Source organism: Stenotrophomonas sp. STEN033 (assembly GCF_056856655.1).
Map to the genome: position 1 here is coordinate 13,595 of NZ_JBXFWM010000036.1, position 14,310 is coordinate 27,904.

General features: G+C 65.0%; 14 protein-coding genes. 11 read left to right on the forward strand and 3 right to left on the reverse strand.

What is annotated here, in order from left to right; genetic code table 11:
• Window positions 1–260 precede the first annotated feature (260 nt).
• The 4 genes from AC1VXC_RS12970 to AC1VXC_RS12985 all read left to right on the forward strand — a co-directional run bounded on the left by AC1VXC_RS12970 (window position 261) and on the right by AC1VXC_RS12985 (window position 4,319).
• The gene (locus AC1VXC_RS12970; RefSeq protein WP_481539306.1) at window positions 261–578 is read left to right on the forward strand and encodes a DUF4156 domain-containing protein; all 318 of its coding nucleotides are present in this window, start codon (window positions 261–263) and stop codon (window positions 576–578) included.
• Window positions 579–700: 122 nt separating this feature from the next.
• Window positions 701–1,717, forward strand: a complete 1,017-nt coding sequence (locus AC1VXC_RS12975) for a 3-oxoacyl-ACP synthase III (protein ID WP_313174064.1) — start codon at window positions 701–703, stop codon at window positions 1,715–1,717.
• A 260-nt stretch (window positions 1,718–1,977) separates the two neighbouring features.
• Entirely contained in the window at window positions 1,978–2,871 is an 894-nt protein-coding gene (locus AC1VXC_RS12980) for an alpha/beta fold hydrolase (protein ID WP_313174062.1), read from the forward strand.
• Between the two features lie 758 nt (window positions 2,872–3,629).
• Window positions 3,630–4,319, forward strand: a complete 690-nt coding sequence (locus tag AC1VXC_RS12985; protein WP_313174061.1) for a phospholipase D-like domain-containing protein — start codon at window positions 3,630–3,632, stop codon at window positions 4,317–4,319.
• Window positions 4,320–4,553: 234 nt separating this feature from the next.
• On the opposite strand, the gene AC1VXC_RS12990 is transcribed toward AC1VXC_RS12985, so the two are convergent.
• Window positions 4,554–4,985, reverse strand: coding sequence for a YkgJ family cysteine cluster protein (locus AC1VXC_RS12990; RefSeq protein WP_313174059.1), 432 nt, complete (start codon window positions 4,983–4,985; stop codon window positions 4,554–4,556).
• A 104-nt stretch (window positions 4,986–5,089) separates the two neighbouring features.
• On the opposite strand from AC1VXC_RS12990, the gene oleC reads away from it, so the two are divergent.
• From oleC to AC1VXC_RS13010, 4 genes are all read left to right on the forward strand, one after another.
• Window positions 5,090–6,733 carry an olefin beta-lactone synthetase gene (oleC, locus tag AC1VXC_RS12995; protein ID WP_481539307.1) on the forward strand — a complete coding sequence of 548 codons (1,644 nt, stop codon included), beginning with the start codon at window positions 5,090–5,092 and terminating at the stop codon, window positions 6,731–6,733.
• Window positions 6,734–7,075: 342 nt separating this feature from the next.
• Complete coding sequence (locus tag AC1VXC_RS13000; protein ID WP_313494335.1) at window positions 7,076–7,462, forward strand: endonuclease domain-containing protein; 387 nt, start codon at window positions 7,076–7,078, stop codon at window positions 7,460–7,462.
• 210 nt (window positions 7,463–7,672) lie between these two features.
• The gene (gene oleD / locus AC1VXC_RS13005) at window positions 7,673–8,659 is read left to right on the forward strand and encodes a 2-alkyl-3-oxoalkanoate reductase (RefSeq protein WP_313494333.1); all 987 of its coding nucleotides are present in this window, start codon (window positions 7,673–7,675) and stop codon (window positions 8,657–8,659) included.
• Between the two features lie 102 nt (window positions 8,660–8,761).
• Complete coding sequence (locus AC1VXC_RS13010; protein ID WP_282269396.1) at window positions 8,762–8,917, forward strand: DUF1328 domain-containing protein; 156 nt, start codon at window positions 8,762–8,764, stop codon at window positions 8,915–8,917.
• 75 nt (window positions 8,918–8,992) lie between these two features.
• Here AC1VXC_RS13010 and ddlA read toward each other — a convergent pair whose 3' ends face one another.
• A complete protein-coding gene (ddlA, locus tag AC1VXC_RS13015; RefSeq protein ID WP_481527271.1) occupies window positions 8,993–10,096 on the reverse strand; it encodes a D-alanine--D-alanine ligase in 1,104 nt (367 codons plus the stop codon).
• 295 nt (window positions 10,097–10,391) lie between these two features.
• On the opposite strand from ddlA, the gene AC1VXC_RS13020 reads away from it, so the two are divergent.
• The 3 genes from AC1VXC_RS13020 to AC1VXC_RS13030 are packed head-to-tail and all read left to right on the forward strand — an operon-like array spanning window position 10,392 to window position 13,446.
• The gene (locus AC1VXC_RS13020) at window positions 10,392–11,042 is read left to right on the forward strand and encodes a ubiquinone biosynthesis accessory factor UbiJ (protein WP_293705923.1); all 651 of its coding nucleotides are present in this window, start codon (window positions 10,392–10,394) and stop codon (window positions 11,040–11,042) included.
• Complete coding sequence (gene ubiB / locus AC1VXC_RS13025; RefSeq protein WP_481539570.1) at window positions 11,039–12,706, forward strand: ubiquinone biosynthesis regulatory protein kinase UbiB; 1,668 nt, start codon at window positions 11,039–11,041, stop codon at window positions 12,704–12,706. The genes AC1VXC_RS13020 and ubiB overlap by 4 nt, the downstream gene beginning before the upstream one ends.
• Window positions 12,703–13,446 carry a pseudouridine synthase gene (locus tag AC1VXC_RS13030; protein ID WP_481539571.1) on the forward strand — a complete coding sequence of 248 codons (744 nt, stop codon included), beginning with the start codon at window positions 12,703–12,705 and terminating at the stop codon, window positions 13,444–13,446. The genes ubiB and AC1VXC_RS13030 overlap by 4 nt, the downstream gene beginning before the upstream one ends.
• A 301-nt stretch (window positions 13,447–13,747) precedes the next feature.
• On the opposite strand, the gene AC1VXC_RS13035 is transcribed toward AC1VXC_RS13030, so the two are convergent.
• Window positions 13,748–14,209, reverse strand: coding sequence for a DUF2059 domain-containing protein (locus AC1VXC_RS13035; protein ID WP_313174097.1), 462 nt, complete (start codon window positions 14,207–14,209; stop codon window positions 13,748–13,750).
• Window positions 14,210–14,310 lie beyond the last annotated feature (101 nt).

A 14,310-nucleotide genomic window follows, 5' to 3' on the forward strand; every position in this document is an offset into this window, starting at 1 on the left:
ACCGGGAAGTCCCTTGCCGAGCATGGCTCGGCACTACGCCCCTCTCCCGCCTGCGGGAGAGGGGTTGGGGTGAGGGCAGCTTTTCGCAGGTAAAGCCACTGCCGAGCATGGCTCGGCACTACAGCCCCCTCCCTTTCTCGCAGCAAAGGGGCGGCCGGGGAGGAGTAGGTTTTGTCTTTGCCGCGCGCCCAATCACCGGGATCACCACCTGTTCATCCATTCGCGGCACAATCCGGGTTGATCTTCACAAGGAATAGTCCATGCGCGTCCTGCTTCTGTCCGCCCTGATCGCCAGCACCGCCGCCTGCACCTGGGTGCCGATTGAATCCGGCGGCAAGGCCGTACGGGTATTGCCTGCCGGCCCGGTGGCCCCGGGCTGCGTGAACAAGGGCGAGATCGTGGTATCGGTGAAGAGCAAGGTCGGTTTCTACAACCGCAACCCCTTGCGCGTGCAGGAAGAACTGGAAACCCTGGCCCGCAACGAGGCCCCCAGTGCCGCTGCCAATGCCGTACAGGCCAGTGGCCAGCCGGCCGATGGCAGCCAGCGCTTCGCGGCCTTCCAGTGCCCGCCGCGCTGAGGTCCCAGGCCCTCTCACGGCCCCGGCGGCTCCATACGCCGGGCCGCCGATTTGTAAAGATGCGGTAAAAAGGCGCAGGCGCTAGAATAGCGACCCCTTCGCCTGAGTCTTGGCGCTTTCTGATGCCTTTTCAAAATGTCTCGATCGCGGGACTGGCGCATATTGATGCGCCGCATACGCTGACCTCAAAGGAAATCAACGAGCGGCTCCAGCCCACGCTGGAACGCCTGGGCATCCGTGCCGACGTGCTGGGCGATATCGCCGGCATCCACGCGCGCCGCCTTTGGGACCAGGGTACACAGGCCTCGGACGCCGCCACCATGGCCGGCCGCAAGGCGCTGGAAGATGCCGGCATCACCGCCGACAAGGTGGGCCTGCTGGTCAACACTTCCGTCAGCCGTGATTACCTGGAGCCGTCCACCGCTTCCATCGTGTCCGGCAACCTGGGCATCGGCGAAGACTGCGTCACCTTCGACATCGCCAACGCCTGCCTGGCCTTCATCAACGGCATGGACGTGGCCGCGCGCATGCTGGAGCGCGGTGACATCGACTACGCGCTGATCGTGGACGGTGAAACCTCCAACCTGGTCTATGAAAAGACCCTGGAGCGCATGATGTCCCCGGACATCACCGCCCAGCAGCTGCGCGACGAAGTGGCCGCGCTGACCACCGGTTCCGGTGCGGCAGCAATGGTGATGGCGCGCTCGGAGCTGGTGCCGGACGCCCCGCGCTACAAGGGCGGCGTGACCCGTGCGGCCAACCAGTGGAACAAGCTGTGCGTGGGCAACCTGGATCGCATGGTCACCGACACCCGCATGCTGCTGATCGAAGGCATCAAGCTGGCCACCAAGACCTTTGAAGCCACGCGCGAAGCGCTGGGCTGGGCGGTGGAGGAGATCGACCAGTTCGTGATCCACCAGGTCAGCCAGCCGCATACCAATGCCTTCATCAAGGCCTTCGGCATCGACCCGAAGAAGGTGATGACCATCTTCGGCGAGCACGGCAACATCGGCCCGGCCTCGGTACCGATCGTGCTGAGCAAGCTGCGCCAGCTGGGCAAGCTCAAGAAGGGCGACCGCGTCGCGCTGATGGGCATTGGCTCGGGCTTGAACTGCACGATGGCCGAGGTGGTCTGGTAACAAGGCCGTGGTCTGACGGCTTGGCTTCCGTAGGAGGCGCAATTGTCAGGTCGCAGGTTTTTCCCTTCTCCCCTTGCGGGAGAAGCAAAGGGCCTGCCCCCGCGAAGGCGGGGGTGCCCGAAGGGCGGAAGAGGGGACGCGTGCGCAGCACGCAAGCGCCTGGAGTTCGAGCAGTTGTTCAAGCTCCTCCACTCCGACCAACCCTCTCCCCAACCCCTCTCCCGACGGGAGCGGGGCTTAGCAGCCGCAGGTGCAGCCCGATGAACAAACTTCCCGGTTACCCCAGCAAGACCCATCGCTTCGAAGTGCGCCCCGGCGTGTCGATGAACTACATCGATGAAGGCCCGCGCGATGGCGAGGTAGTGGTGATGCTGCACGGCAACCCGTCGTGGAGCTATCTGTGGCGGCACCTGGTCAATGGCCTCAGCGACAAATACCGCTGCATCGTGCCCGACCATATCGGCATGGGCCTGTCCGACAAGCCCGATGACAGCCACTACGAATACACCTTGCAGTCACGTGTGGATGATCTGGATGCGCTGCTCAAACACCTGGGCATCACCGGCCCGGTGACCCTGGCCGTGCACGACTGGGGCGGCATGATCGGCTTCGGTTGGGCGCTGTCCCACCACGACCAGGTCAAGCGCCTGGTGATCACCAATACCGCCTCGTTCCCGTTGCCGCCGGAGAAGCCGATGCCGTGGCAGATCGCCATGGGCCGGCACTGGAAGCTGGGTGAGTGGTTCATCCGCACCTTCAATGCGTTCTCGTCCGGTGCCTCCTGGCTGGGCGTGAGCCGGCGCATGCCGGCGGATGTGCGTCGCGCCTATGTGTCGCCGTACAACAACTGGGACAACCGCATTTCCACGATCCGCTTCATGCAGGACATCCCGCTGTCGCCGGCCGACAAGGCCTGGTCGCTGCTGGAGCGTGCAGCGGCGGCATTGCCGTCGTTCGCCGATCGCCCGGTCTACATCGCCTGGGGCCTGCGTGACATCTGCTTCGACCATCACTTCCTGACCGGCTTCCGCAAGGCACTGCCGCAGGCGGAAGTGACGGCATTTGAAGATGCCAACCACTACGTGCTGGAAGACAAGCACGAAGTGATCGTGCCGGCTGTGCGCGCCTTCCTGGAGCGCAACCCGCTGGGTTGAGCCGGGGGCGAAAGCTCCAAGAGCTGTTGTGGGAGCGGCGTCAGCCGCGAAGCAGGGGAACATCGGCAACGGCTATCTCTCGATCCTGCAGACCACCGCCCAGCTTTTCGCGCAGCGCGCTCGCGATTGATTTTTAGTGGCCTGAAGCATTGTCAGCTTCGCGGCTTACCCCGCTCCTACAAAAAAGCTGAGCGTGCGCGATGCCCGCTTCTGCCCCCTCCCTTGCGCCGAAGGCGGAGGAGAGGGTTGGGGAGGGGGGAGCTTTCGTGGCCTTTCCCCTTGCACCAGCTTCGCGGCTAACGCCGCTCCTACAAAAAAGCTTGGCGCGCGCGATGCCTGCTTCTGCCTCCTCCCTTGCGCCGAAGGCGGAGGGGAGGGTTGGGGAGGGGTAAGCTTTCGTGGCCTTTCCCCTTGCACCAGCTTCGCGGCTTACGCCGCTCCTACAAAAAAGCTGAGCGCGCGCGATGCCTGCTTCTGCCCCCTCCCTTGCGCCGAAGGCGGAGGGGAGGGTTGGGGAGGGGTGAGCTTTTGTGGTCGTTCCCATCGCATCAGCTTCGCGGCTTACGCCGCTCCCACAAAAGCCCTGAGTGCGCGCGATGCCTGCTTCTGCCCCCTCCCTTGCGCCGAAGGCGGAGGGGAGGGTTGGGGAGGGGTGAGCTTTTGTGGCCTTTCCTCTTGCACCAGCTTCGCGGCTAACGCCGCTCCCACACGCGCGCGGGTATGCGAAGCTCTGTGCTTCTTTGCACAGGGAGTGAAGGATGGATTTCGACAGCCTGGACCGTCAGCTGCGCGACAGCGCGCAGGACCTCAGCTTGAGCAACGAGGAACGTTCCGCACTGCGCGAGCTGGGCGTCGAACTACCGCCCGACCGCCTGCGCTTCCTGCGCAATCGCGCCTTCGATATCGCCCGCGAGCAGATAACCAGTGATCCTGCCGAAGCGCTGCCGATGCTGAAGTGGGTAGAACAGGTGGTGCGCACGCTGGACGTCAACGCCGGCCCGATTGAAACCCTGACGAGTACCTACTTCTCGCCGGGCGATGCCTGCATGCAACGCCTGCGCGCGCTGTGCGCCAGCGCGAAGCAGACCCTGGACATCTGCGTGTTCACCATCTCCGATGACCGCTTGAGCGGGGTCATCCTGGACGCACACAAACGCGGCGTGACGGTGCGCATCATCAGCGACAACGACAAGGTCTACGACGATGGCAACGATATCCGTCGTTTGAATGAAAGCGGCATACCGGTACGGGTGGACCACAGCGAATACCACATGCACCACAAGTTCGCGCTGTTCGATGGCAAGCAACTGGCCAACGGCAGCTTCAACTGGACCCGCACCGCGACCGAGCACAACGATGAGAATCTGGTGGTCAGCAATGACCGCAACCTGGTGCGCAGCTTCACGCAGCAGTTCGAGGTGCTTTGGGGGCGTTACAAGGCGCTTTGAAGGGCGGGCTTTCGCTTCTCGCCTTTCGCTTCTGACTTTTTGCTTTTATGTCGTTGATTTATTTGCCGTCATTCCCGCGCAGGCGGGAATCGCTCTGGCTCTTGCTTCGGCTTCTGCCTTGGCTTTGGACAGGGCAAGGGCGAAGAGCAACAGCAAGAGCGATTCCCGCCTGCGCGGGAATGACGGTGTAAGCCCAAAGCCCAAAGCCCAAAGCCAACAACTACCGCATCATCCTCAAGCCGCAATCGGCGTATTCGGCGGTGACGACGGGCTGTTGCCGTTGTCGTCGGGATGGTTGTCGTCGTTGTCTGCATCATCGCGCCAGCGCCAATCGGCCAGGGTCAGTGGCTCCATGCCGTGGGCGACGCGGGCGCGGTCGCACTGCGAGCTGGCCTTGCCGTATTCCCAGGAGGCGTCCACCTCGCGGCAAACGCTGGGCCGGTTCGGGTGGATGGTGCAACGCGAGTACACGCCAATCTCCGAATCCAGGGCCACGCAGCGGATCGGGTCCGAGTAGGTGCCCTGCATGCACAGCCGGTGCGGGTCCAGGCGCTGGGTCAGCTGATGGGGCACGCCGCCTTCGGTGACTTCGTCCGATTCCATCCAGTGGAAGGCAACGCGGTATTGGGTGCAGCAGGCACCGCAGGTCAGGCAGGGATGGGGCATGGGATACCGGCCTTGGCGGCAGGAACAGGACAGAAGGAAGGTGCGAAATTTTCCACGGTGACGGCCTGCGCGCAAGATTTTTCTGCATTGGCGACAATAGGAAGATGAACGAAACCTGCAATATCGCCGCGCGCCTGCCCGAGCTGGCGCGTGAACGGCCCGACCAGATCGCCATCCGTTGCCCCGGCAAGCCTGCCGCCAACGGCATGGCCGCCTACGACGTGACCCTGGACTACCGCACGCTGGATGCCCGCAGCGACGCCATTGCCGCTGGGTTGGCGGCCAACGGCATCGGCCGCGGGGTGCGCGCGGTGGTGATGGTGCGGCCGGGGCCGGAGTTCTTCCTGCTGATGTTCGCCCTGTTCAAGATCGGCGCGGTGCCGGTGCTGGTCGACCCGGGCATAGATAAGCGCGCGCTGAAGCAGTGCCTGGACGAAGCGCAGCCGCAGGCCTTCATCGGCATCCCGCTGGCGCAATTTGCGCGGGTACTGCTGGGTTGGGCCAAGGCGGCCAGGGTCAAGGTCACGGTGGGCCGGCGCTGGGGCTGGGGTGGCATCACCCTGGCAAAGATCGAGGCTGACGGCGCCGGTGCGGGTAGTCAGCTGGCTGCCACCGCGCCGGACGATGTGGGCGCGATCCTGTTCACCAGTGGCTCCACCGGCGTGCCCAAGGGCGTGGTCTATCGCCATCGCCATTTCGTCGGCCAGGTGGAGCTGCTGCGCAATGCCTTCGGCATGCAGCCCGGTGGCATCGACCTGCCGACCTTCCCGCCGTTCGCGCTGTTCGACCCGGCGCTTGGCCTGACCTCGGTGATTCCGGACATGGACCCGACTCGGCCGGGCAGCGCCGATCCGCGCAAGCTGCACGATGCCATTGCCCGTTTCGGCGTGACCCAGCTGTTCGGTTCGCCGGCATTGATGCGGGTGCTGGCCGAGCACGGCCAACCGCTGCCAACGGTGACCCGCGCCACCTCGGCGGGTGCGCCGGTGCCGCCGGAGATCGTGTCGAAGATCCGTTCGCTGATGCCGGAGGACGGCCAGTTCTGGACGCCATACGGCGCCACCGAATGCCTGCCGGTTGCCGTGATTGAAGGTCGCGAACTGGTCGATACGCGTGAGGCCACCGAGGCTGGTGCGGGGACCTGCGTTGGTCGCGTGGTCACGCCGAATGTCGTGCGCATCATTGCCATCACCGACGAACCCATCGCTGACTGGAATGGCGTGCGTGAGCTGCCAGCCGGGGAGGTGGGTGAGATCTCCGTGGTCGGGCCGACCACGACTGACAGCTACTTCAACCGGCCGCAGGCAACCGCCGCAGCCAAGATCCGTGAAGTGCTGGCCGATGGCAGCGAGCGCATCGTGCACCGCATGGGCGACGTGGGCTGGTTCGATGCCGAAGGGCGGCTGTGGTTCTGCGGGCGCAAGACCCATCGCGTCGAGACGGCAGCGGGGGCGCTGTATACCGAGCAGGTGGAGCCGGTGTTCAACACCGTGGCTGGTGTGCGGCGCACGGCTTTGGTCGGTGTTGGTGAGCTGGGCCAGCAGGTGCCGGTGCTGTGTTACGAACTGCTGCCGGATCAGCACTTCGCTGAAATCGAAACGCAGTTGCGGGCCATGGCATTGCGTCATCCAGGTTTGGCAGGTATCGAACATTTCCTGCGTCATCCGGGCTTCCCGGTGGATATCCGCCACAACGCCAAGATCGGGCGTGAGAAGTTGGCGGTGTGGGCGCAGGCGCAGTTGGGGTGATGCACGGGGCTCGGGCTTAAAGGCATGAAGCCAGAGCACCCCTCCCAACCCTCCCCTTCGCTAGGCGAAAGGGAGGGCTAAAGCTTTGCCCCCTCCCTTTGCTGCAGGCAAGGGGAGGGCTGGGGAGGGGTGCTTTGGCTCCCTCCCTTGCGCCGAAGGCGGAGGGGAGAGTTGGGGAGGGGTGCTCTTGCTCCCTCCCTTGCGCCGAAGGCGGAGGGGAGGGTTGGGAGGGGTAAAGCGCAGTGCTCTTTGAGTCGAGGGATAGCTTTAATCCAGTGATTCCCTCACAGGCTCCCATTACCACCAATCGCAGGCTTTCCGTAATAAAAACGGGGCGCTGCAATGGACAAGCTGCGAAGGCGCGCAAGAGCCCTGCGCAACACACCCACCGATGCAGAAGACCGTCTATGGCAGCAACTGCGCCGACGGCAGTTGGCTGGCTTCCGCTTCCGTCGGCAGATGCCCTTGGCCGGGTACATCGCCGACTTCGTCTGCCTTGATGCACGGCTGATCGTCGAGCTGGACGGCGGGCAGCATCTTGAGCAGCTTGCCTATGACCAACGGCGAACCGAGGTGCTGCAGGGATTGGGCTTCAGGGTGCTGCGCTACTGGAATGACGAGGTTCTGCAGCGGATGCCGGCTGTGTTGGAGGATATTCTGCGGGCCTTGGCGTACGGCGAAGAGCACCCCTCCCAACCCTCCCCTTCGCTGCGCGAAAGGGAGGGCTAAAGCCTGGCTGCTCGACGCACCCGCAGCGCTGCTGCTGTTGCCCCCTCCCTTGCGCCGAAGGCGGAGGGGAGGGCTGGGGAGGGGTGACGCTCTCCGCCAACATCCCCGGCAAAGCACCCGAACACCACTGCTGCGATACTGACGGACAAATCTCATCGCTTCCGCCACCGCAGGTCGGCGCGGAAGCCCAGCAGCAGAGCGATCAAACGAATGAAGATTCTGGTTACCGGTGGTGGTGGTTTTCTCGGTCAGGCCTTGTGCCGTGGCCTGGTCGAACGCGGTCATCAGGTGCTGAGCTTCAATCGCGGGCACTACCCGGCATTGCAGGAAATCGGGGTCGGCCAGATCCGTGGCGACCTGGCCGACGCCAATGCCGTGCATCACGCGGCCGCCGGTGTTGATGCGATCTTCCACAATGCCGCCAAGGCCGGCGCCTGGGGCAGCTACAACAGTTACTTCCAGGCCAATGTGGTCGGCACCCGCAACGTGCTGGCCGCCTGCAAGGCGCATGGCATCGGTCGCCTGGTCTACACCTCCACGCCCAGCGTCACCCATCGTGCCACCCATCCCGTGGAAGGTCTGGGGGCGGACGAAGTGCCCTATGGTGAGGACTTCCAGGCACCGTACGCCGCCACCAAGACCATTGCCGAGCAGGAAGTACTGGCTGCCAATGGTGCCGATCTGGCCACCATCGCCCTGCGCCCGAGGCTGATCTGGGGCCCGGGTGACAACCAGTTGGTGCCGCGCCTGGCCGAGCGTGCCCGCGCCGGCCGCCTGCGTTTTGTCGGCGATGGCAACAACAAGGTCGATACCACCTTCATCGACAATGCCGCGCAGGCGCATTTCGATGCCTTCGATCATCTGGTGGTTGGTGCGGCCTGTGCGGGCAAGGCCTACTTCATTTCCAACGGCGAACCGCTGCCGATGCGCGAACTGCTCAACCGCCTGCTTGCAGCGGTGGGCGCGCCTGGCGTGGAGAAGTCGATCTCGTTCAAGACCGCCTACCGGATCGGCTCGGTCTGCGAAAAACTGTGGCCATTGCTGCGCCTGTCCGGCGAACCGCCAATGACCCGCTTCCTCGCCGAGCAGCTGTGCACGCCGCACTGGTACTCGATGGAGCCGGCACGGCGTGATTTCGGCTATGTGCCGCGGGTCTCCATCGAGGAAGGCCTGCGGCGGTTGGCGGCGGCACGCTGAACGCAGGGGGGTGATCGTCATCTCGCGCTCACGTACCCATCACTGCCTCACTACCGGCGATTGCCGAGGATGGAGCCCTGATTCCAACAGAGGACCCAGCCCATGCTGCATTACGCCGTCGTTTTCTTCGTCATCGCCATCATTGCCGCCGTGCTTGGCTTCAGTGGCATTGCCGGTGCGGCCAGCAATATCGCGTGGATCCTGTTCGTCGTCTTCCTGATCCTTGCGGTGGTGTCGATGTTCCGCAAGAAAGGCTGATCGTTCCTGACGCCAGAAACAGAACGGCCCGCATCCTCCTGGAGGGTGCGGGCCGCGTCGTTTCAGTGGTTTCGATCAGGCCGACGTGCTGATCGAGCTGCGCAGACCCTTGTCTGCAGCGTGACGCTCCAGCGCCAGCTCGATCAGGCGCGTGATCAGTGCGGTATAGCCCAGCCCGCTGGCGCCCCACAGCTTGGGATACATGCTGATCTTGGTGAAGCCGGGCAGGGTGTTCAGCTCGTTGATGACGACGTCGCCGGCTTCGGTGAGGAACACGTCAACGCGGGCCATGCCGATGCAGTCCAGCGCCTGGTAGGCGCGCACAGCGATCTCGCGGATGCGCTGCTGCGCGTCCGCGGCGATATCGGCCGGGATCACCGTCTCCGCGCCGCTGGCGCTGATGTACTTGGTGTCATAGGCGTAGAAGTCGTCATGCACCACCACTTCGCCGCAGACGCTGGCTTCGGGCAGGTTGTTGCCCAGCACGGCGCATTCGATCTCGCGGCCGACGATGGCCGATTCGACCAGCACCTTGTGGTCGAACGACAGCGCCAGCGCCATCGCGGTGGCGAACTCGTCAGCATTGCGCACCTTGCTCACGCCTACCGACGAGCCCTGGTTGGCCGGCTTGACGAACAAGGGCAGGCCAAGCTGGGCGACCAGTGCGTCGTAATCGGCCGCTGCGGCGGTGACGTGGTTGAAGCAGGCAAACGGTGCCACCGCCAGGCCGGCATCACGCAGCAGGCGCTTGGCGATGTCCTTGTCCATCGCCGCCGCCGAGCCCAGCACGCCGGGGCCGGCGAACGGCAGGTTGAGCGTGCGCAGCAGACCCTGCAGGGTGCCGTCCTCGCCCAGGGTGCCGTGCACGATCGGGAACACCACATCCAATTGCGGTACCTCGCGACCATCGGCGGCCAGCAGCTGGCCGCGCTCGGCACCCGGCAGCACCGACAGGATCGGCCCGGAGGTATCCAGCGCGATGCGCTTGGGGTCATCGGCGTTGAGCAGGAAACCGGCGGTGTCGCACAGGTGCCACAGGCCCTGCTTGTCCACGCCGATCAGGCTGACGTCGAAGCGCTCCTTGTCCAGTGCATCGAGGATGTTCTTCGCCGACTGCAGCGAGACCTCGTGCTCGGCCGAACGACCGCCGAAGATGATGCCAACCCGGGTCTTGCCCATTGCCTGTGTGCTCCTGCCGCTGTGTTTGGTGGTGTCTGCATAGCATGAACGCAAAAGCCGCGAATGGGGATGCGAGATTGGGGATTTGTTTATCGCGGCGCGCTGACATGAACAAACCCTGTGCGAACGATGCATCAGAGCCCGTAGCCCGGGTAAGCGCAGCGCACCCGGGAGCAAGCCAGCGCCGGCTTTCCACGCGTCCGCGAATGGCCCCCGGGTGCGCGGCGCTTACCCGGGCTACGGGGCTCTCCATTCCCGGCCCTACGGGCCTGCGCCCCTCCGGTAGAATGCCCGCATGCCTGCATCCCCCCTCAAAATGATCAAGCCGCTGGCCGGCCGTGCGCTGGAAGTGGCCTTGAACCGCGCCCTGGCGCTGGACCCGGATACCCGCACCGCGCTGGCCTCGCTGGATGGCCAGCGCATCGCCCTGACCCTGGAATCGCCGTCGCTGGCGATGCAGATCGGGGTCGCCGGTGAACGCTTGACCGTGGGCCCGGTCGATCCCGCGCTGGAGCCGGATCTGGCCGTGCGCAGCACCCTGGGCGGGGTGCTGGCGCAGTTGCCGTTCCTCGCCAATGCACGGCGCGGCAACAGCGCGCCGGCCGGCCGGGTCAAGGTCTCCGGCGATGCCGAGCTGGCGCGCCGCCTGCAGCAGCTGGCCAGCCGTTTTGATCCGGATTGGCAGCAGCCCTTTGTCAAAGCCTTTGGCGAGATCCTCGGCGTGCAGATCGCGCAGACCCTGCGTGCGGCGCTGTTGCAGGCCCGGCGCAGTGCCAAGGACCTGGCCGAGACCGCCGCTGAATACGTAACCGAGGAGTCGCGTGATGTTGTTGCCCGTGCCGAACTGGACGCCTTCCATGATGATGTGGACGTGATCCGCGATGACGTCGAACGCATGGCCGCGCGCATCGCGCGCCTGCGTCAGCGCGCCGGAGGTGCCGCATGAAGGCGACCCGCGCCATGTTCCGCGCCAGCCGTATTGGCCGGGTGATCCTGCGCTATCGTCTGGACGACCTGCTCGACGGCACCCCGGTCGAGCGCTGGTTGCGCCTGGCCAAGCCCTTCGTGCCGCGCGCCAGCGCCGATATCGCCTCGCAGTCGCGCGGTGCGCGCCTGCGCCTGGCGCTGCAGGAGCTGGGCCCGATCTTCGTCAAGTTCGGGCAGATCCTGTCCACCCGCCGCGACTTGGTGCCGCCGGATGTGGCCGTTGAGCTGACCCTGCTGCAGGACCGGGTCAAGCCGTTCGACGGCGAGCGCGCGCTGCAGATCGTCGAGCAGGCGCTGGGCCTGCCGATCACCGAGGCCTTTGCCAGCTTCGATACCACGCCGCTGGCCTCGGCCTCGATCGCGCAGGTGCATGCCGCCACGCTGGACGGTGGCCGCCAGGTGGTGGTCAAGGTGCTGCGCCCGGATATCGAAAAGCAGATTGCTGGCGATATCGCCCTGCTCAAGTCGCTGGCCGCGCTGGTCGAGCGCACCCACCCGCGCGCCGACAAGATCCGTCCGCGCGAAGTGGTTGCCGAGATCGAAACCACCCTGGCGGCAGAGCTGGACTTGCAGCGCGAAGGTGCCAACGCCAGCGTGCTGCGCCGCTTCTGGGAAAACTCGGACGACCTGTACGTGCCGGAAGTGATCTGGAGCCACACCGCCGAGCGCGCGCTGACCCTGGAGCGGGTCTGGGGCATTCCCTCCGACGACATCGTCGCGCTGGACAAGGCCGGCATCGACCGCAAGGCGCTGGCCGCCAAGGGCGTGCGCGTGTTCTACACGCAGGTGTTCCGCGACAACTTCTTCCATGCCGATGCGCATGCCGGCAACATCTGGGTCGACATCGATCCGGCGCGCCGCGACAACCCGCGTTTCATCGCGCTGGACTTCGGCATCATGGGCCAGCTCTCGGAAGAGGATCAGTTCTACCTGGCCGAGAACTTCATGGCCATCTTCAACCGTGACTACCGCCGCATCGCCGAGCTGCACCTGCAGGCGCAGTGGATGCCGAACACCGTGCGCATCGACGAGCTGGAAGCAGCCGTGCGTGCGGTGTGCGAACCGTACTTCACCCGCCCGCTGTCGCAGATTTCGCTGGCCGAAGTGCTGATGAAGCTGTTCCGCACCGCCCAGCGTTACCAGCTGACCCTGCAGCCGCAGCTGATCCTGCTGCAGAAGACGCTGCTGAATATCGAAGGTGTGGGCCGCCAGCTCGACCCGAACCTGGACATCTGGGAAGTGGCCAAGCCGGTGCTGGAACGCATCCTGCGCGAGCGTTACAGCCCGCGTCGCGCGCTGAAGGAGCTGCGCAAGCGCCTGCCGGAGATCATGACCCAGGCCCCGGACATGCCGGCCCTGCTGCACAGCTGGTTGCGCCAGCAGGTAGAAGGCAAGCATGAGCTGGCGATGCGCTCGCAGGACATCGTCAACCTGGAAGGCACCTTGCAGCGCATGCAGCGACGCGTGGTTACCGCAGTGGCTGGCGCCGGCCTGATGGTGGTGTCGGCGTTGTTGTACGGCCTGCAAGCAGGCGGCCCGCAGCTGGCGTCCATCCCGGTGTGGTCGTGGGTGAGCGGTGTGGTCGGCGCGGTTGCCGTGGCGTCAGCGTGGTTGCGTCGATGAGTGATGTTGTCGATGTAGTAGTGGAAGCGCCGGTTGTCTTTGAACCGTTGCCGCTGCTGTACGAAGACCCGTGGCTGGCGGTGGTCAACAAGCCGGCCGGGCTGATGGTCCATGACAGCAAGCTGGCGCGCGGCGAGGATGACTTCCTCGCCGACCGCTTGCGCGAGCAGCTGGGCAAGCCGATCTTCCTCGTCCATCGCCTGGACCGCGCCACCAGTGGCTGCCTGCTGCTGGCCTTCGACCGAGAAAGCGCCAGCACCTTGGGCAAGACCTTGATGGGTGGCGAGGTGGAGAAGGACTACCTGGCGGTGTGCCGTGGCTGGCCGGCGGAGGATGCGTTTACCGTCGATCACGACCTGGACGGCGGCCCCGGCAAGCCGGTCAAGAAGCAGGCCATCACCCACTTCCAGAAGTTGCTGGAAGGCGAGTTGCCGATTCCGTCGACGGGCTTCCCGACCTCGCGCTATGCCTTGTTGCGGTGCCAGCCGCAGACAGGACGCTTCCGGCAGATCCGCCGGCATCTGAAGCACATGTTCCACCACATGATCGGCGACACCAGCCACGGCGACGGGCGGCACAACCGTACCTTCCGCATGCAGGGCATACACCGCATGCTTCTGCACGCCGAGCGTCTGGCCTTCCCGCATCCGCAGGACGGCCGCCGCATTGAAGTACGTGCCCCGCTGGACCGCGAGTTCCAGAAAGCGATGGACCTGTTCGGTTGGAAGCTGCCGCATTGAGGTAGTGCCGAGCCATGCTCGGAAGGGGCTTTCCCCGCGAAAAGCACCCCTCCCCTTGGCTTCGCCAAAGGGAGGGAGCGTAGTGCCGAGCCATGCTCGGCAGGGGCTTGCCCAGAAGCCCATCAACACGCGCAGGATTGTGGGAGCGGCGTCAGCCGCGAAGCTCCCAAGTCATCAGATTGCGGGAATGCCGATTCCAACATCGCCAGCTTCGCGGCTTACGCCGCTCCCACAAAAAAAGCCGGAGCGGCAGCGCCGGTAACGCCCCTTGCCGAGCACGGCTCGGCACTACGGTGCGCGCTTATTTGACTTCGCTGTTGATCTTTTCAAGGTCCTTCTGCAGGTCCGCCATCAGCGGCGTCATCTTCTGCTGGATGGCCACCATCAGGTTCTGCATCAGCGCCGGGGTCTTGTCGAGCAGGCTCTGGCCGGCCGGGCTCTCGTAGAACTCGGCCATCGCCAGGACGTCTTCCTTCGAGAACGACTGCTTGTACAGGTCCACATACATCGGCCGCATCTGCGACCAGGCCAGGGCCTGTCGCAAGGTCTGCGAGGTGCGTTGCTGGATGCGCTGCAGCGATGCCCGCTGCTCTGCGCTGAGTGTTTGCTGCTCGGCGATCTGCGCGAACTGCTGTGCCTGCATCGCCTCCATCTGCGGCAGCATCGCGTCGAGCATGTTCTGCGCTCGCGAGGCCGCCAACAGGCGATTGACGTCGGCGTCGGTGGCGGGCGTGGCCCAGGCCGGTGCGATGCTGGCCAACATCAGGCCGGCGGCGACCAGCAACGGGACGCAACGGGTGCGAAGGGTAGGGCGGCAGCGCTGCATGGATCGTCCTTGTGATGGGCAGGCTTCGAGCATAACCG

Coding starts and splice junctions, on each gene's coding strand:
- oleC (WP_481539307.1), top strand. CDS start 5,090: ATGAACGAAACCTGCAATATCGCCGCGCGCCTGCCCGAGCTGGCGCGT.
- AC1VXC_RS12975 (WP_313174064.1), top strand. CDS start 701: ATGCCTTTTCAAAATGTCTCGATCGCGGGACTGGCGCATATTGATGCG.
- AC1VXC_RS13020 (WP_293705923.1), top strand. CDS start 10,392: ATGCCTGCATCCCCCCTCAAAATGATCAAGCCGCTGGCCGGCCGTGCG.
- ddlA (WP_481527271.1), bottom strand. CDS start 10,096: ATGGGCAAGACCCGGGTTGGCATCATCTTCGGCGGTCGTTCGGCCGAG.
- AC1VXC_RS12970 (WP_481539306.1), top strand. CDS start 261: ATGCGCGTCCTGCTTCTGTCCGCCCTGATCGCCAGCACCGCCGCCTGC.
- AC1VXC_RS12990 (WP_313174059.1), bottom strand. CDS start 4,985: ATGCCCCATCCCTGCCTGACCTGCGGTGCCTGCTGCACCCAATACCGC.
- ubiB (WP_481539570.1), top strand. CDS start 11,039: ATGAAGGCGACCCGCGCCATGTTCCGCGCCAGCCGTATTGGCCGGGTG.
- AC1VXC_RS13035 (WP_313174097.1), bottom strand. CDS start 14,209: ATGTTGGCCAGCATCGCACCGGCCTGGGCCACGCCCGCCACCGACGCC.
- AC1VXC_RS13010 (WP_282269396.1), top strand. CDS start 8,762: ATGCTGCATTACGCCGTCGTTTTCTTCGTCATCGCCATCATTGCCGCC.
- oleD (WP_313494333.1), top strand. CDS start 7,673: ATGAAGATTCTGGTTACCGGTGGTGGTGGTTTTCTCGGTCAGGCCTTG.
- AC1VXC_RS12985 (WP_313174061.1), top strand. CDS start 3,630: ATGGATTTCGACAGCCTGGACCGTCAGCTGCGCGACAGCGCGCAGGAC.
- AC1VXC_RS12980 (WP_313174062.1), top strand. CDS start 1,978: ATGAACAAACTTCCCGGTTACCCCAGCAAGACCCATCGCTTCGAAGTG.
- AC1VXC_RS13030 (WP_481539571.1), top strand. CDS start 12,703: ATGAGTGATGTTGTCGATGTAGTAGTGGAAGCGCCGGTTGTCTTTGAA.
- AC1VXC_RS13000 (WP_313494335.1), top strand. CDS start 7,076: ATGGACAAGCTGCGAAGGCGCGCAAGAGCCCTGCGCAACACACCCACC.